At 49.6% G+C, this 24,575-nt stretch carries 4 protein-coding genes; 3 read left to right on the top strand and 1 reads right to left on the bottom strand.

Annotated features, from left to right (window positions below):
* Positions 1-152 precede the first annotated feature (152 nt).
* Positions 153-7,931, top strand: coding sequence for an AAA family ATPase (locus ACOJUO_RS03630; RefSeq protein ID WP_422138944.1), 7,779 nt, complete (start codon positions 153-155; stop codon positions 7,929-7,931).
* An 11-nt stretch (positions 7,932-7,942) separates the two neighbouring features.
* Here ACOJUO_RS03630 and ACOJUO_RS03625 read toward each other — a convergent pair whose 3' ends face one another.
* A complete protein-coding gene (locus tag ACOJUO_RS03625; protein WP_422138943.1) occupies positions 7,943-8,068 on the bottom strand; it encodes a hypothetical protein in 126 nt (41 codons plus the stop codon).
* Positions 8,069-8,380: 312 nt separating this feature from the next.
* Here ACOJUO_RS03625 and ACOJUO_RS03620 point away from each other — a divergent pair, with 312 nt between their 5' ends.
* Together ACOJUO_RS03620 and ACOJUO_RS03615 are read left to right on the top strand one after the other, a co-directional pair.
* Complete coding sequence (locus ACOJUO_RS03620; RefSeq protein ID WP_422138942.1) at positions 8,381-16,081, top strand: AAA family ATPase; 7,701 nt, start codon at positions 8,381-8,383, stop codon at positions 16,079-16,081.
* Between the two features lie 591 nt (positions 16,082-16,672).
* Entirely contained in the window at positions 16,673-24,412 is a 7,740-nt protein-coding gene (locus ACOJUO_RS03615) for an AAA family ATPase (protein WP_422138941.1), read from the top strand.
* Positions 24,413-24,575: the final 163 nt, after the last annotated feature.

Genomic DNA, 24,575 nt, shown 5'->3' with positions numbered 1-24,575 from the left:
CATAATCTGGTCACGATGAGTTTTTAGAGGTCGTTGACTTCCTTCAATGTTACAGGCAACTGTCAAAATGGAACTTTAATCCTATTTTAAGGTCAAATAGTAATACAGTTTCATAACACTCCCGCAAAGGAAAGCAGTAGAGGAGATTGGCTATGGATGGTCAGATCAATGGAAAAACAAACAACCCTGTTTTTAAGACTGAAAAGCCTGATGGCGGCATACCACCCAAAAGAGCAAAGCTGGATTTAAAACCAGAGATTGCTGAGGTCACCGGTGTAACTGCCAGACTCAATATATCGCCAACTTCGAGAGGCCTGCCTGACAAAACGAGAATCGTATCCGCAACGGATTCGTCGCTCCAAAAGGCTCCTCATGCCTTCGATTTTCGTTTTGTCGCCAGTGATGATGAGATTCGACAACTTCTGATTGCCAAGACCTGCGATAAACATCAGGATGTTACTGTTATTTCCCACCCCGACGACCTCTCACAGGCTAACCTGGTTAGCCGGTTGAGTATTTCCGAAGAGGGTCGCCACACTCTGAGCTCTGGCAAGCTCTTTGAAAGTTCACAGCCATTAATACTGGTAATAGATATTCGACAACTCACCAGCGAAGAACTGCCAAAGTTTAACGATCTACTGGACCCGGATAACCCCTGCCTGTACGACAAAGTCAGCAACAAAAAACGTCCTTTGGGCGAGCATGTTTCGCTATTGGTGTTGGCAGACCCTGCACAGTTGGCATCAGTTGGCGGACGTGACAAGGCATCGGGGGCCGAGGCACCCGGTGCTGATTTCTGGCGGCGAATTAATCGACCGGGCAATACCTGGCAGTTCAACGAAACGACCGGCAATGCCTCATTGATGGATATCGACGAGGTTCAGTTATTGGCTGAACTCCCTTCTGCCGAAAGTGCTATGGATGACGAAAATACCCTTCTTATTAACTGCCACTTGCACAGCAGCTGGCGGCAGTTATTGCTGGGTGGCCCCGGAGTGGATCAACAAGGGCGAATCCGACACATCCCCGGCAAGCTTGAGTCGTTAAAGGCCGGACAACGGGTGATTCTGAAAGGCGCCAATTGGCAGGATCTGGCCTTTGAACAGACGGTTCGACAGATGCTGGCGCAACAGAGTGTTGAGAGCAACGGGAAGATCTGTCCATTACCCGACGATGTTCAGTTTTATAAGATGCCGTTAGGGAATGAGGAGCTTCATACACTGTTCCAAAGTCTGTCTCACTCTGATAATGAAGAAGGTGACCAAGAACTTGATAAAGCCCAGGCATCAGCAAACCCGATCATCATTAACCAGAGTAATGTCAGGGAGTGGCTGAGCCCGATTGCCATTGCCCCGGAAGGCTATGCAATCCCTAATACCAGTCTGTTGGAACAAATTCGGGCAGGTGGTGTAGTCACCGTAACGTCTACCCTCACTGAGGCACACTGGTTTCATTTGCTGGGTTCACTGCAGACGATTCGCGAGACGACCGGCCTGGAGCCCCGGCTTCAGGTGACTGATTCAAGACAGCAACCAAAAGCACTGGGATTGACAGAAAACAATGAACAGCCAATCACAGATCAAGCCACTTTTAATACCGTTACTTATCAGCAACATACCCAGACAAGTCATTGGCTAAATAATCAGCAGGAAGCCCCTTTGGTCATTCAGGTCAGCGAACAGACCGGCTTTAGTCAGCTCTTTGATAATATCCATATCACTTCGGAACAACAGGCGCATTTTGGGCGACAGCCGAGTAAATTGCAGGAGGCATTGAGCGCTGGCGAACCGATTGTATTCCGGGGACTCGAGCATAACCCAAGGCTTCAGCAGCTTCTGGAGCCCCTGTTTATTGGGCAACCTTTGTTGGTGAACGGTCAATTACAAGCCTACCCACAGGCTTGTGTCACCTTACTCTGGCCTGAGTCTGCGAAAAGTCCGTCTCCGGTCTTGCATTCGCTGGTTGCCAAGGGTGAACCCTGTCCCGAGGTTGATCTCTGGGCTGTCAATGCCGACAGGCATGAAATCCCCCGGGCTGAGCTGCCAGAACAAGCGCTTAATAAACTTTATCAGGCGTTTAAAACCGTACCTGCCGACCTTTGTAACCCTCTGCCTGAATTGAACGAAGGCTTATTGAATAACCTGATAATGGCTGCCCGGCGGGCACAACAGGTTGATCAGTCCTCATCGCTTTTACCCCGCCACTGGCGCAGGGCCATTAATAGCGTCATCACCCATGGCACCCGGCAGAATCCACCCGTGAGGGATTTTATGAAAGTGGCTTGCCGGAGCTTGTTACCGGATAGGACGCCGGATAAGGATCAGCCTATCTCGGTAGACCCGGATCAGTTAACGGCCATCATCGACAGTGCCCCGCAGTTGAATAGAGCGTTTTTGGAGCAGAACCTGTGGCCATTGGCCAGAGCCATTGATCTGACAGCATTCAAGAACGGTAAATCTAAAGGATTACTGTTGTCCTATGAAGAACCAGTTTCCGTTTGGCATAAGGAAAATTTTCTGGACAAGCTCTGTGCCCTGATTGTGGCCCCTTTGCCTGATGAACTTCGTCAGGCCATGGCGTATCAGTTGAAAGTCGATCCGGAGGCAGCGAAACGCTATCCACCGTTAACCATCAGGCCATCAAGACAAATTAAACGTTTGCAGGATGCACTGGCTTCTGGCTGGCAGTTACGTTTGCCACCAGAGCAGACGCGATCCGATGCCATTGAGGCTCTGGCCACCGATTGTCTTGATAAAGCCATAACAGCGAATTCTGAGGCAGAAGGCATTGAACGCATTGAACACCGACTGGCTGAATCACTTATATGGGCAGGCTCCACAGACAATCCCCTGTCAGCACTGGCCGGGGATCTTTATCACAGCGAGATAAGTCAGAAAGATCGTGAAAGCCGACGATTATCCCGACTTCATGACCGGCTTACCGACTCTCCCGTTATCTTCCTGCAAGGGGAAACCGGCACCGGGAAAAGTTACTTTTCTGCCAAAATGGCCAAGGCTTCGGGACAGGCTTCAGTCATTTCCCTTGGACCTTCCGACAGCGAACAGACCCTGATGAAACGCTGGCAGTGGCAACAATACGCTGATGGCGACCGCTCTATGGTGGAGCAAAACCGGGCATTGATAGAGTGGGCCAAGACCAAATCCGACAAAGACGGAGAGTACATCACTTTAGTGCTGGATGAAGCCAACCTGACCCAAGCCGGATTACTGGCATCATTGAACGGCTTATGGGAACCACAACCCTGCATCTATGTGAATGGTCATCCTGTCAAGGTCAGCGAAAAACACCGGGTGATTCTTACCGGTAACCCGGATCATTATGCCGGGCGCCAACTCGACCCGGCCCTGAAAGAGAAATTGCCCAGAGCTTACTACCCACGCCTGGATCAGGCTTTTCTCAGAGACAGGGTGGTGGAACCGGCTCTGGTCAATCACTTACAAGAGCATCTGACAAAGCATCAAATAAACGACATTGCACACAGTGCCAGCAAAAGTGTGATGACACTCTGGCAACATTATCAGGAACTGCTGCCCGAGCATGAGTTTACCCCCAGGGATTTAACGGACATCTGCAGTTGGGTGGGTTGGTATCTCGACTGTGCTCAGCCCGCTCTTGGCAGTGTGACCTGTGGGCAAATAAACAGTTTGATACAACACAGTTTTCGGGATGTACTGGGGCCGGAAATCACCGAAACGCAACGGGATGCCCTGTCGGCACTGGAAATCTGGTTTGCTGCCCGTTACAAGGCGGAGAACACCCTGAGCGACAGAGTTCGTAACAAGACCCTGTCAGATATTCAGCAGAACTTCAGTACAGTCACGCGAGAAATCCGACCGGACTTTGATACCTCCGGATCGGCAGTCCGTGAACTGGCGCAGCGGCTTGGACAGGATTTAAGCCGCTCTCAGCAGGCTCATCATCACGACAGAAAACACGGCGGCCGTCAGGCAACACTGATTGAAGGTCCGGCGGGGCGGGGTAAAGATGCCACGCTGAACCTGGTGATTGAAAGTGTCAAAAAGCAGGCTGAACAACGGCAAGAATTGATGCCGGAAGTCTATTACCTGAATGCCTGTGATTGTTCCTGGGACAAACTGTGTGAAAAGATCCGGAAGGCCAAAATTGAAGGCGGCATCGTGGTGATTTCGGAAATGAACCTGATCGACAGCCAGCATCTGGAAGGTGAGTTAAACGATATTCTGGCCGGAGACGCCCATCCGGGTTTTCACCTCTTTGCCACCATCAACCCACCTGAGTACAGCGGGCGAAAACCCTTATCACCGGCCCTGAAAGGGCGTTTTCGACATTTGCCCATCCGGCAGTACAAAGCGACCGAATTACAGACCATTGCCGCGAAAGTGTTGCCAGAGTCGTCACAAGGAACATTCGCCGCTGAGATGCTAACAGAAAAACATTGTCGTTTAAGGGCTCACCTGCAAAGCAAAAAACTGCCATTACAACCGACCAGCCTTGATTTACAGAATGTTGCCAGGGCTATAAACAGAGGTGGTGATTTGAGCGAAAAAGCCGTTCATCAATGCCTCAATCAGCACTACCGGCTTTACCTGATGGCTGCCAACCTATCGCTGGAGGAACTGCCCGAGTCTTCGGCTCTTGCCATGGAGAAAAGTGAATTTGATTCCGGACTTTGCCGTTGGTTCAATGAAACGGTATCGGGCATTGATCGTCCGTGGTTGATACGAAGCAGTCATCTCAACAGTGTTGATGAAAAAAAACATGAAATCCTTGTTAACACTCAGCGGGATGAAAAGGAAGTCAGAACGGAAATCATCAAAAGTGTGGCTCAGGCAAAGTGGCAGTCATCAGGCCTTCCCCTGAAGCCGGACGAGTCCGACGATATTCTTACCGGGGCACTCTACCGACACTGGCAGCAACGCTGGTTTAGCAATCATTTTGGCCGGACGAACGTAGACGTTAACAGCGTATTTCCCCTGACGGAAGAACAGCAACAAACGCTGAAAATGTCTGCTAACCAGCCTTATCTTCAGGCCGCTGATCAGCAGATAGGGGCGTGGAAAGCCGATGAAGTTCAATGGTGGCCTGTGTTCTGGTATCAGATCAGTAATCTGCTGAACCATCTGGCAGACGATTTTATCAACGAAGCATCCGCTATTGGTGGTGATCAGGCTCCTGAACAAGACAAGCCAGAAGTCCACGAGAAACAGGCTTGGGCATTGGATCAGAGAACGGAGCCTGCGCCACAACCTGTTAACGAAGTCTTGACCACCAGTAGTGATAAAGTTCCGCCACAAGTCCACGAGGTGCAAGCTCCGGCATTGGATCAGAGAGCGAACCTCGAGACACAACCTGTTAATAAAGCGTTGACTGTTTACTGTGATAGCACTCCAGAAAAATACATTCCGGAAGTCCATGAGAAAGAGGCTCCGGTATTGGACCGAAGAACGGACTATGAGAATGAGAAAGAGAGCGAGCGACAACTTGACGATTATATAATTTTTGATGACCCGGACCATTTTCCCGGGATTTATCGGTCATTGGCAGAGGATATTTATGTATCACTTGAGGGCAAAATCAAAAGGATCAGTATTAATGATAAACACATGCAGGGAGTCGAAGTCATCATACCTGCACGGTTACCAGAGCATGACCGGGAAGTGACATTAGCCAGCGACCAAACACTGGCTACCTTTTACATGTCATCAAAAAATGGTCAATTTATATTGCCCAGCCTGACAGTTAAGGACTACATCGTGGCACTGCGCATAGAACCCCATCTGGCATTTACACTGCTCAGGGACCGATATACCGGCATACACACACTATTTATTCCAGAAGCCAAAGCCGACCAGAGCATTAAATTTGCTTATGTCGTAGAACCCAGAGAAGTGGGCAAAAAAACATCGGCTGAAAAAGTCCGGCCAGCACAATCAAGACGTTTTGACGCCCACTGTTGCCAGGGTATGAAAACAGTACTGGACGACGTGTTTCAGAAGATTGAGAAACAGGCATCCAAAGTAAGGAAACCTTTGCAGAAAATAGCAAAGGCTGAAGACACGGAGCAGCGCATTAGGGCAATCCAGGATTATTGCGAAGACTTTTCCGGTGTCGCTGTACCAAAGCGCAATAAAAATTTCTTTCACTTCCTGATAACACGCCGACAAGGCAGCTGTCGTCATCGTGTGCCTGTTTTTATTGCTTTATGTCGTTATTTTGGCATTCCATGCCGACAAATATCCAATGATACCCATGCCTTTGCAGAGTGTTCGCTGGACGGTGGCCAAACCTGGAAATCGGTGGATTTGGGCGGAGCGCCTGTCGAGGTAACAGAAATCCTCCCTGAGTTCCAGGACACCAAAAGAGTCAGTGTTTCTGGCACTGAATTAAAGAAGACCAGAGATCTGCTGAATGGGCGTCTGAAAGGTGCTGATTTAGCACAACAGCAAACTCTGGCTGAAGCCTGCGGAACAAGTCCTGAAGAACTGAACAAGGCCCTTGAGGCAGGCTGTGAATCGCCGGAAACCCTTCCAGATATTTTCGAAATAGTAAAGAAACTCTGGCAGACAAAAGATTTAACCGGCTTTTCCATGGGTGTCTCAATATTAGTGTCGCTGGAAACAAAAGCATTAGACTTTGACGAAGTGGAGTTGATTTGTATTGTCTTTAGCAAAAAAGGCCCGATGTTGAAGGCAGTCAAACACATCTTGTCCAACAGTGATAGAAATCAGGTCACTGAACCCCTCAAGTTATTGCACTCAAAAATGATTATTCATGGCTCATCAGAACCTGAGGACTGGTTAATCCTGATGCTGAGTATTCTGAGTGACATTGATCTGACCCCCGCAGTTATTGACTTTGCCAGGGAAGCCCTGGCATCGGGTTGGCTGGATATACCGCCGACCTATGCAGGCCAGATCGTAGAGGCCCATGAACACCATAAGCTATTGGTTCGTCTGCAAGGTGTCGATGAACTGAAGGTTCAAGCCAGCCATTTACTGAAAAAGTGGTATAAGAAATTATTCTTCAGAGAGAAAGATAGCCAGACATGGCAAAGGGCTTACCATTCCTTCCAAACAAGTAAATTAGGGGCCTTTTTTGTCACTCGTTGTCATCATGGTTTATCGCCATCTCTGGAAAAAAACATTCTCACCTCATCTGTACGCAACGCTTGGACGGACCAACCCGAGGGCATTGCGAATATAGAACGAATGCTGGTTCACCATCCTGCATTTCCGAAATTAATCTCGGGCAAAGCGAACCACCGTCCGGTGATTATCATAGGGAAGCCTGACTGGATATCCGGCTTGAAAGTGATGGATAAAAAGGTCGCAGCCCTATTACAACGAATCGCTGAGAACCGCTCAGACCTGAAACATTTGTTGGAAAAAAGCAGTCAATTTATGGCAAGAAAAAAAGAACTCGATCTGGCTCTGTTTGCATTGGACAGAGACTACAGCGTGGGATCACCAAATCATAGAGAGGAATATAGGAAAAAAAGGTCTGATATCTTAGGAAGCTACCAATCCATCGTGGAGCCTCTCAGGTTATCTTCAGGGGAGGTAGATCTCATAAATGATTTAAAAAACAAATGTGTGGTGGCGCTTAAGCAGGCCTTCAGTCATTATCTGTATGAAGTGACACACCTGAAAGGCGGTTGCCTGACCTATTGCTGGGGCGATGCCCACATAGATGGATGCTGGAATAGCAACAGGTATGGCGCTCATGACCCATCCTCACCAGAAGAACTGAATGCCATGATGTTTGCAATCAGAAATGAAGAGCTTGAGAAATCTATTCAGGATGACTACCTACGGCAGGCACTTAACGCCAGTGATGCTCTGGTGCTCAAAACCAATGAGCTGAATACCATCGCCGAAGAGTTTTTGAACAGCGTGAACTTGAATTCGCTTTGTGAGGCATTGGATACCTGATAACCGTTTGGTCATGATGCGCTTTTCGAGATCGGTAACTCCACTCCCGTCATTCCCGGCTTCCCTCCCGTCATTCCCGGCTTCCCACCCGTCATTCCCGGCTTCCCACCCGTCATTCCCGGCTTCCCTCCCGTCATTCCCGGCTTCCCTCCCGTCATTCCCGCGAAGGCGGGAATCCACACTGACTCACCACCAGAACCATACTACCCGGTGCCCCCCTGGCCTTGTCATCCCCGAGAAGGCAGAGATCCACCGTTGGCGCTGGATTCCCGCCTTCGCGGGAATGACGACCCTTTAGTGCCGCACAGGCCCAAAGACTCTATAACAGCAGGTTGGACACCCCTACAGAGGGGTAACAATTAAAATGGAACTTTAATCACACCTTACAGGTCTAACCATTAAACATTTTCAATACAGTCCTTCAAATAACAGTTGAGAGGGAGATGACTATGGATGGTCAAATTGCCGGAGGTACCAAAAAACGCGTTCATGATCGTAGCCTGCATGATCATGACGTGGCAGCCAAGATGGCAAAGCTGGGTATATTGTCAGAGGAAAAGCAGGATGTAGAAATCTGCTCTGAAGTAAGGTCCAGATTAAAGAGATCGCCCTCTTCGGAGACCTTGCCTGACAAAGTGAGAACCATCTCCGCAACGGATTCCTCGCTCCAAAAGGCGACTCATTCCTTCGATTTTCGTTTTGTCGACAGTGATGACGAGGTTCGACAGCTTTTGATTGCCACTACCCGTGATGAACATCTTGATGTTGCGCTTATTTCCCATCCCGATGACCTTTTAAAGGCTAACCTGGTGAGCCGGTTGAGTATTTCCGAAGAGGGTCGCCACACTCTGGGTTCAGGCAAGCTGTTCGAAGGTTCACAGCCATTGACTCTGGTAATGGATATTCGAAAGCTCACCAGCGAAGAGCTGCCCAAATTTAACGATCTGCTGGACCCGGATAGCCCCTGTCTGTACGACAAAGTCAGCCAGGAGAAGCGCCCCTTGGGTCAGCATGTTTCTTTATTGGTTCTGGCAGACCCTGCTCAGCTGACATCGCTTGGCAGGCGTGATGACGCACCTGGCGCTGATTTCTGGCGAAGAATTAATCGACCGGAAAATACCTGGAAGTTCAACGCACAGACTGGCAATGACCCATCAGTGGAGATCGACAAGGTACCTCCGTTATTGGTTGAACTCCCCTCTGCCGAAAGTGTTATGGACGACGACAATAGTGTTTTAATTGACTGCCATTTGCACAGCAACTGGCGACAGTTGCTGCTGGGCGGCCCCGGAGTGGATAAACAGGGGCGAATCCAGCACCTGCCCGGCAGGCTTGAGACATTGAGGACCGGACAACGGGTGATTCTGAAAGGGGCCGACTGGGAAGATCTGACCTTTGAGCAGACCATTCGACAGATGCTGACGCAACAGTGTTTTGAGAGCAACGGGAAGATCTGTCCGTTACCCGACGATGTTCAGTTTTATCAAATGCCGGTTGGGAATAACGAGCTTCATTCACTGTTCCTGAGTCTGTCGCACTCTCTTGTCAAAGAAGGTGTAAAAAAAGGTGTCAAAGAAGGTGACAATAAGGACTCTGCTCTACGAATCCCGATCATTATTAACGAGAGTAATATCAGTGAATGGCTGAGCCCGATTGCCATTGCCCCGGAAGGCTATGCAGTACCAAACAACTGTCTGTTAGAACAGATTCGGGCGGGAGGTTCAGTCACCGTAACGTCTCCCCTCACTGAGGTTCTCTGGTTTCGTTTGCTGGGATCATTGGTGACTATTCGCGAGATGACCGGCCTGGAGCCGCAACTTCAGGTAGCCCACTGGAAAAAGCAACCGAAAGCCCTGGGATTGACAGAAAAAGATGAGCGCCCTCTGTCCAGGCCACAGGAAAAAGTCAGAAATCAGGCCGCCTTTCATTTCGTCACTTATCAGCAACACGCTCAGGCAAGTCACTGGATCAGTGAACAGCAGGAAGCCCCTCTGGTCATTCAGATTAATGAGCAGACCAGCTTCGGCCAGCTCTTTGATAATATCCATATCAACTCGGAACAAAAGGCGCATTTTAGACGACATCCAAGTCAATTGCAGAAGGCATTAACCACTGGCAAACCGGTTGTACTGCTGGGACTGGACAGCAATCCGGCGCTTCAGCAACTTCTGGAACCTCTGGTTGTTGGGGAACCTTTGCTAGTGAATGGCCAACTGCAGGCCTACCCAAAAGCTCGTGTCACCCTGTTCTGGCCTGAGTCTGCAAGAAGCTCATCTTCAATAGTTAATTCAATGGTTGCCACAGGTGAACCTGGTCCCGAGCTCGATCTCTGGGATGTTAGTGCTCACAAACATGATATCTCCCGGACTGAGCTGCCAGAACAAGCACTTGATGAGCTTTACGAAGCCTTTAAAACCGTACCTGCCCACCTGTGTAAGCCTCTGCCTGAGATGACCGAAGGATTGTTGCACAACCTGATAATGGCCGCTCGGCGAGCACAGCAGGTTGACCAGTCCTCACGGCTTTTACCCCGCCACTGGCGCAAGGCCATCAATAGCATCATCACACATGGCACCCGACAACATCCGTCAGTGCGTGATTTTATGAAAGTGGCTTGTTTGCAGTTATTACGGGATAAGGATCAAACCGCCTCGGTAGACCCGGATCGCTTAAACGCCATCATCAAGGGTGCCCCCCGGTTTGATAGAAAGTTTGTGACTCAAAACCTGTGGCCACTGATCAGAGTGTTTAATCTGGCATTCTCTGAGGGCAAACGTTCTGAAGGCTTGCATCTTTCCTATGACTCTCCCTTTACACGATGTTATGAAACAACTGAAAAAATGTTTCTGGACAAGCTCTTTGGCATGATCCTGGCCCATGCTCCTGAAGAACAGCGAGATAAAATAGCCTATCAGTTGCAAGTCGATCCGGAAACGACAGAGCAATATCAATATTTAGCCATCTGGCCATCAAGACAGATCAAACGTTTGCAAGACGCACTGGCTTCTGGCTGGCAGTTATCTTTGCAAAAAGGGCAGACCCGATCCGATGCCATTCACGCCCTGGCCACTGATTGTTTTCATAGCGCCAGAACAGCGAATTCTGAGGCAAAAGGCATTGCACGCATTGAACATCGACTGGCTGAATCACTGAAATGGACGGGCTCCACTGATATGCCCCTGCCAGCACTGGCCCGGGATCTTTATCACGGCGAGATAAGTCAGAAAGATCGTGAAAGTCGTCGATTATCCCGACTCCACGACCGGCTTACAGATTCTCCTGTTATCTTCCTGCAGGGAGAAACCGGCACCGGTAAAAGTTACTTTTCTGCCAAAATGGCAAAAGCTTCAGGACAGGCTGCGGTCATTTCCCTTGGACCTTCCGACAGCGAACAAACCCTGATGAAACGCTGGCATTGGCAAGAGCACACCGATGGTGATCGCTCCATGAAACTGCAAAACAGGGCGCTGATGGAATGGGCCAAGACTCCGTCCGGGAAGGATGGACACTTCGTCACTCTGGTTCTGGATGAAGCCAACCTGGCCAAAGCCGGATTGCTGGCATCATTGAACGGCTTATGGGAACCGGAGCCCTGCATTTACGTGAATGGTCACCCTGTCAGGGTCGGCCCAAAACACCGGGTTATTCTCACCGGCAACCCCGATCATTACGCCGGGCGTCAAATGGACCCGGCTCTGAAAGAGAAACTGCCGACAACTTACTACCCTCGCCTGGACCAGGCATTCCTTCGCGACAGAGTGGTGGAACCGGCTTTGGTCAAGCATTTACAACGGCATCTGCCGGAGCAGCAAATAAACGACATTGCACACAGTGCCAGCAAAAGTGTGATGGCACTCTGGCAATATTATCAGGAACTCTTGCCCGACCATGAGTTTACCCCCAGGGATTTAACCGATATCTGCAGTTGGGTGGGTTGGTATCTGGATCGTGCCCTGCCCGCTCGCGGCAGCGTGACCTGTGGGCAAATAAACAGTTTGATCCAACAGAGTTTTCGGGATGTACTGGGGCCGGAAATCACCGAAACTCATCAGGATGCCCTGTCAGCACTGGAAATCTGGTTTACTGCCCGTTACCAACCGGAGAACACCCTGAGCGACAGAGTTCATGAACACACCCTGCGGGATATGCAACAGACCTTCAGAATAGTCAGCGAAAAAATCCGACCAGACTTTGATACCTCCGGATCGACAGTCCGTGAGCTGGCGCAACGGCTTGGACAGGATTTAAGCCGCTGTCGGCAGGCTTATCATCACGACAGAAAACACGGCGGCCGTCAGGCGACACTGATTGAAGGTCCGGCCGGACGGGGCAAGGATGCCACGCTGAACCTGGTGATTGAAAGTGTCAGACAGGAGGCTAAGCGACAGGGAGAGTCCATGCCGGAAGTCTTTTACCTGAATGCCTGTGATTGTTCCTGGGACAAAGTGTGTGAAGCGATCCAGAAGGCAAAAGTCGATGGCGGCATCGTGGTCATTTCAGAAATGAATCTGATCGACAGCCAGCATCTGGAAGGTGAATTGAACGATATTCTGGCCGGTGACGCCCATCCGGGTTTCCACCTGTTTGCCACCATCAACCCGCCTGAATACAGCGGACGAAAACCCTTATCGCCTGCGCTGAAAGGGCGTTTTCGACATTTGCCCATCCAGCAATACAACGCGGCAGAATTACAGACCATTGCCGAAAAAGTGTTGCCAGAGTCCTCAGAAGGGACATTCGCCGCTAAACAGCTGACAGAAAAACATTGTCTTTTAAGGGCTTACCTGCAACAGCAAAAACTGCCGTTGCAGCCGACCAGTCATGATTTACAGAATGTGGCCAGGGCCGTTATCAGAGAAGGTAATTTTACCGAAACCGGCCTTCATCAATGCTTCTGTCAGCACTACCGGCTTTATCTGATGGCCGCCAACCTGTCGCTGGAGGCACTGCCAGAACCACCGGTTCCTGCCACGAGTGGGACTGAACTTGTTCCTGAAATTTGCGTCTGGCTCTACCAAACAGTATCGGGCATTGATCGTCCGTGGCTCATACGACGAAGTGATTGCAACAGTATTGACGAAAAAAACCATGAAATTCAAATTGATACTCATCTGGATGAAGAGGAAGCGAAAACCGAAATCGTCAGGCGTTTGGCTCAGACAAATTGGCAGGCATCAGGTCTTCCCCTGAAGCCGGATCGGTCCGACGATATTCGCACCCGGGCACTCTACCGATACTGGCAGCAAAGCTGGTTTAATCATAATTTTGGCCGAACAGGCGTGGATGCCAGTAGCGCATTTCCCTTGACGGAAGAAGAGAAACAAGCGCTGAAAATGCTGGCTTCCCAGCCTTATCTTCAGGAGGCTGATCAGCGTATAAAGGCATGGAACTCCAATGCAGTTCAATGCTGGCCTGAGTTTTGGGATCAGATAAGGAATCTGCCGAACCCTCTGAACGAAGCGCTGCCTATGGGCGATGATAGCCCTGCTGAACAATGCATTCCAAAAGTCCACGGGAAACAGGCTCCGGCATTGAATCAGAGCACAAACCATGAGCCACAGCCTGTTAACGAAGCCTTGACGGTTGGCGGTAATAAGGTTCCTGAAAAATACATTCCAGAAGCCCGAGGGAAACAGGCTCCGGCATTGGATCAGAGAATGAACTATAAGCCACAAACTATTAGCGAAGCGTTGGCGATTGGCGGTAATAAAGCTCCTGAAAAATACATTCCGCAAGCCCATGGGATACTGACTCGGGCATTGGATCGGGAAACGGATTATGATCTCCGGAAGGAAGCAACAGATACGAATTATAAAATTTTTGATACCTGGAGGTATTCTTCCCGTATGTATCGCTGTTCGGCAGAAGATATTTTTGTGACTGCCAGGGGTGATATCATGCGGATCAATATTAATGATATACACATTGAGGGAGTCGAAACCCTCATGCCTGAGCGGTTGCCGGGGCCTGACCAGAAAGTGACATTAGCCAGCAATCAAACGCTGGCAGTCGTTAACTGTTCACCGAACAAACGTCAACATACCTTGCCCAGTCTGAGCCCTTACGACTATATCGTGGCCTTGCGTATAGAATCTGATTTTCCATTCACCCTGATCAGAGACGAATATACCGGGCTGCACACGCTGTTTATTCCCGAAGCCAAAGCCAACCCTGGTATTCAAGTGGCTTATGTCGTAGAACCCAGAGAACCGGTTAAAAAAACACCTGCCAGACGAACTCAACGAGAACGTTCAACACTTTTGGACACCCACTGTTCAAACAATATAAAAAACGTACTGAACAAACTGTTTGCAAACATTGCCCGACAGCCAGACGAAATACAGGAACCTTTGAAGACCATAAAAGACGCTGAAGGCACGATGCAGCGCGTTCGGGCAATCACGGACTATTGCAAAGGGTTTTCCGGTACGGCTCAACCAGAGCCTAATAAAAATTTCTTCAAATTTCTCGTCACACGGCGGCAAGGTAGCTGTCGTCATCGCGTGCCTGTTTTTATTGCTTTTTGCCGTTATTTTGGGATTCCATGTCGGCAAATAAATAGTTTTATCCACAGCTTTGCAGAGTATTCTCCGGATGGAGGACAAACCTGGAAATCAGTGGATTTGGGCGGATCGCCCGGACGGACAAAAACAATGACACCTGACTTCCAGCGCAACAGGAATCTCAATGATTCCAGCACTGAGTTAATGAAGATTAAGGAGTTTCTGAGGGATTTCCTGAAAGGGGCAGATCTGTCACAACAGCAAACTCTGGCTAGAGCCTGTGATATGAGTCTGGAGGAACTGAACCAGGCCCTTGAGACAAAAAGAGCGTTGCCAGAAACCAATCTGGGTATTTCCGAAATCGTCAAGAACCTTTGGAAGGAAAAAAATCTGACCGGTTTTTCCATGGGTGTCTCACTTCTGGAGTCACTGGAGACAAAGGTACTTGACAATAAAAAGCAGGGATTGGTCGGTTTTATGGTTGACAACGATGGAAATGTCATTAGACCGATGTCGGAAGCAGTCAAACAAATATTGTCCAACACTCATGAGTACCAAATCACTGAACAGCTGAAGTTACTTCATTCAAAAATGATTGTTCAGGCCGGAGCGAGTCCTGTCAATTGGTTGGATTCAATAGTGCATATACTGAAGGGCAGTGACCTGGCCAACCCTGCGGTTATGCGCTTTGCCCGAAAAGCCCTGAAATCGGGTTGGCTGGAAACACTACCGTACAATGATTGGGATGCCAGAAATGCCCATGACCATCATCGGCTATTAGTGCGTCTGGAAGCTGTCGATGAACTGAAGGTCGAAGCCACCCGCTGTCTCAAAAAGTGGTACGAGGAACTTTTGCCGAGGAAAAAAAACAGTCAGATGTGGCAGGGAGGTTATGCAAGATTCCACAAGGAGAAACGTGACGTCTTGTTGGTCACTCATTGTCATGATGGGTTTTCGCCATTCCTTAAAAATAAAATAGTCCTCTCATCCTTGCAGACTGCCTGGACGGACGACCCTGAGGGCACGCCAAATATAGAACGAATGCTGGTGCGCCATCCTGCGTTTGAGCAGTCAGGCTCGGGTAAGGCGGCCCACCGTCCGGTGATTATCCTGGGGCAACCTTCCTGGGACAACACAATGATTAATGAAAAAGCCGAAGCCCTGTTCCAACAAAAAGTTGAGAGCAGCCCGAACCTGAAAAAACAGCTCGATGCCAAAAGCAGGAACAAATCCGCAACAGAGCCCTCTGAGCTATCACCCGGGGAGCAGAAACTTGTGGATGATTTACAAGACAAATGCAAGAAAGCGATTCAGCACGCCTTCAGTCATTACCTCTATGGAGTGACGCACTCGAAGGGCGGTTGTTTAACGTATTGTTGGGCCAATGCTTCCATATTTGACCACAACTCCCCGGAAAAAGATCTCTATGGCGCTCACGATCCATCCTCACCAGAGGAGCTGAATGCCATGATGTTTTCATTCTATAGCTCTCCCTGTTTTCAGGAATCTGTCAAGGATGCCTATTTAAGGCAGGTACAAAACGCCAGTAACGCTCTGGTGCTCAAATCCGATGAACTCACAAAAATTGCCGGAGAGTTTGTGAACACCGTGAATTTGAATTCGCTCTGTGAGGCATTGGATACCTGATAACCGTTTGGTCATAATGCGCTTTTCGAGATCGGTAACTCCACTCCCGTCATTCCCGGCTTCCCTCCCGTCATTCCCGGCTTCCCTCCCGTCATTCCCGGCTTCCCTCCCGTCATTCCCGGCTTCCCTCCCGTCATTCCCGCGAAGGCGGGAATCCACACTGACTCACCACCAGAACCATACTACCCGGTGCCCCCCTGGCCTTGTCATCCCCGAGAAGGCAGAGATCCACCGTTGGCGCTGGATTCCCGCCTTCGCGGGAATGACGACCCTTTAGTGCCGCACAGGCCCAAAGACTCTATAACAGCAGGTTGGACACCCCTACAGAGGGGTAACAATTAAAATGGAACTTTAATCACACCTTACAGGTCTAACCATTTAACAATTTCATTAAGTACCTGGCCAGTTGGTTTCGCATATTCTGGCGAGTGGATTTTTTCATCCTTCAAGACGCAACGACGGGCGCGTAGCCATAGCTACGCAACCAGAGTTGGAACGCAGAATGATGGAAAAAGCCGCCGTCCAGAATATGCGAAACCAACTGGTTAGGTACTTCAGTCCTTCAAATGACAGTTGAGAGGGAGATTGACTATGGATGGTCAAATTGCCGGAGGTACCAAAAAACGCGTTCATGATCGTAGCCTGCATGATCATGACGTGGCAGCCAAGATGGCAAAGCTGGGTATATCGTCAAAGGAAAAGCAGGATGTAGAAATCTGCTCTGAAGTAAGATCCAGACTAAAGAGATCGCCAACTTCAGAGACCTTGCCTGACAAAGTGAGAACCATCTCCGCAACGGATTCCTCGCTCCAAAAGACGACTCATTCCTTCGATTTTCGTTTTGTCGAAAGTGATAACGAGGTTCGCCAACTTTTGGTTGTCAGGACCTGTGATGAACATCAGGATGTTATTGTTATTTCCCACCCCGACGACCTCTCACAGGCTAACCTGGTGAGCCGGTTGAGCATTTCCGAAGAGGGTCGCCACACTCTGAGTTCAGGCAAGCTGTTTGAAGGTTCACAGCCATTGACTCTGGTAATTGATATTCGAAAGCTTACCAGTGAAGAGCTGCCAAAATTTAACGATCTGCTGGACCCGGATAACCCTTGTCTGTACGACAAAGTCAGCCAGGAGAAGCGCCCTCTGGGCCAGCATGTTTCTCTATTGGTTCTGGCAGACCCGGCACAGCTGGCATCGGATGGCAGGCGTGATGATGCGCCTGCGGGCGGCGCACCCGGTGCTGATTTCTGGCGACGAATTAATCGGCCGGAAAATACCTGGAAGTTCAACGCGCAGACTGACAATGACCCATCGATGGAGATCGACAAGGTACCTCCGTTATTGGCTGAACTCCCCTCTGCCGAAAGTGTTATGGACGACGACAATAGTGTTTTAATTGACTGCCATTTGCACAACAACTGGCGACAGTTGCTGCTGGGCGGCCCCGGAGTGGATAAACAGGGGCGAATCCGGCACCTGCCCGGCAGGCTTGAGACATTGAGGACCAGACAACGGGTGATTCTGAAAGGGGCGGATTGGGCAGATCTGGCCTTTGAACAGACGATTCGACAGATGCTGGCGCAACAGTGTTTTGAGAGCAACGGGAAGATCTGTCCATTACCTGACGATGTTCAGTTTTATCAGATGCCGGTGGGGAAAGACGAGCTTAATTCAATGTTCCAAAGTCTGTCGCACTCTTGCGACGAAAAAGACTCCGCTCCACGACCCCCGATCCTTATTAACGAGAGCAATATCAGTGAATGGCTCAACCCGATTGCTATTGCCCCGGAAGGCTATGCAATCCCTAATACCAGTCTGTTGGAACAAACTCGGGCAGGTGGTGTAGTCACCGTAACGTCCACCCTCACTGAGGCACACTGGTTTCATTTGCTGGGTTCACTGCAGACGATTCGCGAGACGACCGGCCTGGAGCCCCGGCTTCAGGTGACTGATTCAAGACAGCAACCAATAGCACTGGGATTGGCAGAAAACAATGAACAGCCAATCACAGATCAAGCCACTTTTAATACCGTTACTTATCAGCAACATGCCCAGACAAGTCATTGGCTGAATAATCAGCAGGAAGCCCCTTTGGTCATTCAGGTCAGCGAACAGACCGGCTTTAGTCAGCTCTTTGATAATATCCATATCACTTCGGAACAACAGGCGCATTTTGGGCGAGAGCCGAGTAAATTGCAGGAGGCATTGAGCGCTGGCGAACCGATTGTATTCCGGGGACTCGAGCATAACCCAAGGCTTCAGCAGCTTCTGGAGCCCCTGGTTATTGGGCAACCTCTGTTGGTGAACGGTCAATTACAAACCTACCCACAGGCTCATGTCACGCTACTCTGGCCTGAGTCTGCGAAAAGTCCGTCTCCGGTCTTGCACTCGCTGGTTGCCAAGGGTGAACCCTGTCCCGAGGTCGATCTCTGGGCTATCAATGCCAACAGGCATGAAATCCCCCGGGCTGAGCTGCCAGAACAAGCGCTTAATAAACTTTACCAGGCGTTTAAAACCGTACCTGTCGGCCTTTGTAACCCTCTGCCTGAATTGAACGAAGGCTTACTGAATAACCTGATAATGGCTGCCCGGCGGGCACAACAGGTTGATCAGTCCTCAACGCTTTTACCCCGCCACTGGCGCAGGGCCATTAATAGCGTCATCACCCACGTCACCCGGCAGAATCCGCCCGTGAGGGATTTTATGAAAGTGGCTTGCTGGCAATTTTTACCGGATAAGGATCACCCTCCCTCGGTAGACCCGGATCAGTTAACGGCCATCATCAACAGTGCCCCGCAGTTGGATAGAGCGTTTTTGGAGCAGAACCTGTGGCCACTGGCCAGAACCATTGATCTGACAGTCTTGAAAGACAGTAAATCTGAAGGATTATCGCTGTCCTATAAAGAACCAGTTTCATTTTGGCATAAGAGAAATTTTCTGGACAGGCTCTGTGCCCTGATTGTGGCCCACGAGCCTGAAGAACATCGTCAGGCAATGGCGTATCAGTTAAAAGTCGATCCGGAGGCAGCGAAACGATATCCACCCTTAACCATCAGGCCATCAAGACAAATTAAACGTTTGCAGGATGCGCTGGTTTCTGGCTGGCAGTTACGTTTGCTACCAGGGCAGACGCGATCCGATGTCATTCAGGCTCTGGCCACCGATTGTTTCCACATCGTCAGGACAGCCAATTCTGAAGCAGAAGGCATTGAACGTATAAAACGTCAACTGTTTGAATCAATGGCGTGGCAAGGTTCCACTGATATGCCCTGGTCAGCACTGGCCCGGGATCTTTATCACGGCGAAATAAATCAGAAGGATCGTGAGAGTCGTCGATTATCCCGACTCCATGACCGGCTTACGGACTCTCCCGTTATCTTCCTGCAGGGAGAAACCGGCACCGGGAAAAGTTACTTTTCTGCCAGAATGGCGAAGACTTCAGGGCAGGCTTCGGTGTTGTCTCTTGGACCTTCTGACAGCGAACAGACCCTGATGAAACGCTGGCAGTGGCAACGACATGCCGATGGCGATCGCACTATGATGCAGCAAAACCGGGCATTGATGGAATGGGCCAATACCAAATCCGACAAAGACGGAGAGTACATCACTTTAGTGCTGGATGAAGCCAACCTGACCCAAGCCGGATTACTGGCATCATTGAACGGCTTATGGGAACCACAACCCTGCATCTATGTGAATGGTCATCCTGTCAAGGTCAGCCCAAAACACCGGGTGATTCTCACCGGTAACCCGGATCATTACGCCGGGCGCCAGCTCGATCCGGACCTGAAAGAGAAGCTGCCCAGGGCTTACTACCCACGTCTGGACCAGGCATTCCTTGGGGACAGGGTGGTGGAACCGGCTCTGGTCAAGCATTTACAAGAGCATCTGACAAAGCATCAAATAAACGACATTGCACACAGTGCCAGCAAAAGTGTGATGGCGCTCTGGCAATATTATCAGGAACTCTTGCCCGACCATGAGTTTACCCCCAGGGATTTAACGGACATCTGCAGTTGGGTGGGTTGGTATCTGGATCGTGCTCAGCCCGCTCGCGGCAGTGTGACCTGTGGGCAAATAAACAGTTTGATACAACACAGTTTTCGGGATGTACTGGGGCCGGAAATCACCGAAACGCAACGGGATGCCCTGTCGGCACTGGAAATCTGGTTTGCTGCCCGTTACCAGGCGGAGAACACCCTGAGCGACAGAGTTCGTAACAAGACCCTGTCAGATATTCAGCAGACCTTCAGTACAGTCACCCGAGAAATCCGACCGGACTTTGATACCTCCGGATCGGCAGTCCGCGAACTGGCGCAGCGGCTTGGGCAGGATTTAAGCCGCTGTCAGCAGGCTTATCATCACGACAGAAAACACGGCGGCCGTCAGGCAACACTGATTGAAGGTCAGGCCGGACGGGGCAAGGATGCCACGCTGAACCTGGTGATTGAAAGTGTCAGACAGGAGGCCGAAAAACGGCAAGAATTGATGCCGGAAGTCTATTACCTGAATGCCTGTGATTGTTCCTGGGACAAAGTGTGTGAAAAGATCCAGAAGGCCAGAATTGAAGGCGGCATCGTGGTGATTTCGGAAATGAACCTGATCGACAGCCAGTATCTGGAAGGGGAGTTAAACGATATTCTGGCCGGTGACGCCCATCCGGGTTTTCACTTGTTTGCCACCATCAACCCGCCTGAGTACAGCGGGCGAAAACCCTTATCACCGGCGCTGAAAGGGCGTTTTCGACATTTGCCCATCCGGCAGTACAACGCGACCGAATTACAGACCATTGCCGAAAAAGTGCTGCCAGAGTCCTCACAAGGGACATTCGCCGCCAAGACGCTAACAGAAAAACATTGTCGTTTAAGGGCTCACCTGCAAAGCAAAAAACTGCCATTGCAACCGACCAGTCTTGATTTACAGAATGTTGCCAGGGCTATCACCAGAGGTGGCGATTTGAGCGAAAAAGCCGTTAATCAATGCCTCAATCAGCACTACCGGCTTTATCTGATGGCCGCCAATATATCGCTGGAGGAACTGCATGAGTCTTCGGCTCTTGCCATGGGGAAAAGTGAATTTGATTCCGGACTTTGCCGTTGGTTCAATGAAACGGTACCGGGCGTTGATCGTCCGTGGTTGATACGAAGCAGTCATCTCAACATTGTTGATGAAAAAAAACATGAAATCCTTGTTAACACTCAGCGGGATGAAAAGGAAGTCAGAACGGAAATCATCAAAAGTGTGGCTCACGCAAAGTGGCTGTCATCAGGCCTTCCCCTGAAGCCGGACGAGTCGGACGATATTCTTACCGGGGCACTTTACCGACACTGGCAGCAACGCTGGTTCAGCAATCATTTTGGCCGGACGCACGTAGACGCTAACAGCGTATTTCCCCTGACGGAAGAACAGCAACAAACGCTGAAAATGCCAGCTAACCAGCCTTATCTTCAGGCCGCTGATCAGCAGATAAGGGCGTGGAAAGCCGATGAAGTTCAATGGTGGTCTGTGTTCTGGTATCAGATCAGTGATCTGCTGAACCATCTGGCAGACGATTTTATCAACGAAGCATCCGCTATTGTTGGTGATCAGGCTCCTGAACAAGACAAGCCAGAAGTCCACGAGAAACAGGCTCAGACATTGGATCAGAGAACGGAGCCTGCGCCACAACCAGTTAACAAAGTCTTGACTATTGGTAGTGATAAAGCTCCTGCATTGGATCAGAGAACGAACCAGGAGCTACAGCCTGTTAATAAAGCCTTGACTGTCTACGGTGATCGCACTCCAGAAAAATACATTCCGGAAGTCCATGAGAAAGAGGCTCCGGTATTGGACCAAAGAACGAACTATGAGAAAGAGAGCAAGCCACGAATTGACGATTATATAATTTTTGATAAGCCGGGCCATTTTCCCGGGATTTATCGGTCACTTGCAGAGGATATTTATGTATCTCCTGAGGGCAAAATCAAACAGATCAGTATTAATGATAAACACATGCAGGGAGTCGAAGTCGTCATACCTGCACGGTTACCAGAGCATGACCGGAAAGTGACATTAGCCAGCGACCAAACACTGGCTGCCTTTTATATGTCATCAAAAAATGGTCAATATACATTGCCCAGCCTGACAGTTAACGACTATATCGTGTCACTGCGCGTAGAACCCAATCTGGCATTCACGCTGCTCAGGGACCGATATACCGGTATACACACACTATTTATTCCAGAAGCCAAAGTCGGCCAGAGCATTAAATTTGTTTATGTTGTAGAACCCAGAGAAGTGGGCAAAAAAACATCGGCTGAAAAAATCCTGCCCGCACAATCAAGACGTTTTGACGCCCACTGTTGCGAAGGTATGAAAACAATACTGAACGACCTGTTTGAGAACATTGAGAAACAGGCATCCGAAATAAAGAAACCTTTGCAGAAGATAGCAGAGGCTACAGACACGGAGCAACGCATTAAGGCAATCAAGGACTATTGCGAACACTTTTCCGGTGTTGATGTACCAGAGCGCAATAAAAATTTCTTTCACTTCCTGGTAACACGCCGACAAGGCAGCTGTCGTCATCGTGTGCCTGTTTTTATTGCTTTATGTCGTTATTTTGGCATTCCATGCCGACAAATATCCAATGATACCCACGCCTTTGCAGAGTGTTCGCCGGACGGTGGCCAAACCTGGAAATCGGTCGATTTGGGCGGAGCGCCTGTCGAGGCAACAGAAATCCGCCCTCACTTCCAGGACACCAAAAGAGTCAGTGTTTCCGGCACTAAATTAAAGAAGACCAGGAATCTGCTGAATGGGATCCTGACAGGTGCTGATTTAGCACAACAGCAAACTCTGGCTAAAGCCTCTGGTATGAGTCCTGAAGAACTGAAACAGGCCCTTGAGGCAGGCTGTGAATCGCCGGAAACCCTTCCGGGTAGTTTCGAAATGGTAAAGAATCTCTGGGGGAGAAAAGATTTACCCGGCTTTTCCATGGGTGTCTCAATATTATTAGTGTCGCTGGAAACAGAAGCACACAACTTTGACGACATTCTATTGGTTTGGAGTGTTTTTCACGAAAATAAACTGATGTTGGAGACAATCAAACACATCTTGTCCAACAGTGATAAAGATCAGGTCACTGAACCCCTCAAGTTATTGCGTTCAAAAATGAGTATTTGCGGCGTAGCAGGCCCTGAGGACTGGCTAAACCCAATAATGAAAATTCTGAATGACATTGAACTGACTCCTTCGGTTATTGACTTTGCCCGGAAAGCCCTGGCATCGGGTTGGCTGGATATACCGCCGACCTATACGGGCCTCGTAAAGGCCCATAAACACCATGAGCTATTGGTACGTCTGCAAGGTGTCGATGAACTGAAGGTTCAAGCCAGCCATTTACTGAAAAAGTGGTATAAGAAATTATTCTTCATAGGGAAAGGTAGCCAGTTATGGCAAAGGGCTTACCATTCGTTCCAAACAACAAAAGCCGGGGCCTTTTTTGTCACTCATTGTCATCATGGTTTATCGCCATTTCTGGAAAAAAATATTCTCAGCTCATCTATACGCAATGCCTGGACGGACCAACCTGAGGGCATTGCGAATATAGAACGAATGCTGGTTCACCATCCTGCATTTCCGAAATTAATCTCGGGCAAAGCGAACCACCGTCCGGTCATTATCGTGGGGAGTCCTGACTGGAGCTATGGCCTGGAAGCGATGGATAAAAAGGTCGAAGCCCTGTTACAACGAATCGCTGAGAACCGCTCAGACTTGAAACATTCGTTGGAAAAAAGCAGTCAATTTGTGGCAAGAAAAAAAGAATTCGATCTGGCTCTGTCAGCATTGGACAACGACTACTCGGCGGGATCACCTTGGCTAAATAAAGATCGTAGAGAGGAATATTGGAAAAAAAGGTCTGATATCTCAAGAAGCTACCAATCCATCCTGAAGCCTCTCAGGCTATCTTCAGAGGAAGAAGTTCTCATAGGTGATTTAGAAGGCAAATGCATCAGAGCGCTTGAGCAGGCCTTCAGTCACTATCTGTATGGAGTGACACACCTGAAAGGCGGTTGCCTGACGTATTGCTGGGTCAATGCCGACATAGATAGATGCTGGGATAGCAACAGGTATGGCGCTCATGACCCATCCTCACCAGAAGAACTGCATGCCATGATGACTGCAATCAGAAATGAAGAGCTTGAGAAATCTATTCAGGATGACTACCTACGGCAGGCACTTAACGCCAGTGATGCTCTGGTGCTCAAAACCAATGAGCTGAATACCATTGCCGAAGAGTTTTTGAACAGCGTGAATTTGAATTCGCTCTTTGAGGCATTGGATACCTGATAACCGTTTGGTCATGATGCGCTTTTTGAGATCGGTAACTCCACTCCCGTCATTCCCGGCTTCCCTCCCGTCATTCCCGGCTTCCCTCCCGTCATTCCCGGCTTCTCTCCCGTCATTCCCGCGAAGGCGGGAATCCACACTGACTCACCACCAGAACCATACT

The organism is Endozoicomonas sp. ALC020 (genome assembly GCF_049275935.1).
GTDB lineage: Bacteria > Pseudomonadota > Gammaproteobacteria > Pseudomonadales > Endozoicomonadaceae > Endozoicomonas_A.
The sequence above is the reverse complement of the archived record's forward strand: the minus strand, read 5'-3'. Positions and strand labels throughout refer to the sequence as shown.

What these genes read in the sequence shown, in the direction of transcription:
- ACOJUO_RS03620 (WP_422138942.1), top strand. Translation starts at nt 8,381, where the DNA reads ATGGATGGTCAAATTGCCGGAGGTACCAAAAAACGCGTTCATGATCGT.
- ACOJUO_RS03615 (WP_422138941.1), top strand. Translation starts at nt 16,673, where the DNA reads ATGGATGGTCAAATTGCCGGAGGTACCAAAAAACGCGTTCATGATCGT.
- ACOJUO_RS03625 (WP_422138943.1), bottom strand. Translation starts at nt 8,068, where the DNA reads ATGACGGGAGGGAAGCCGGGAATGACGGGTGGGAAGCCGGGAATGACG.
- ACOJUO_RS03630 (WP_422138944.1), top strand. Translation starts at nt 153, where the DNA reads ATGGATGGTCAGATCAATGGAAAAACAAACAACCCTGTTTTTAAGACT.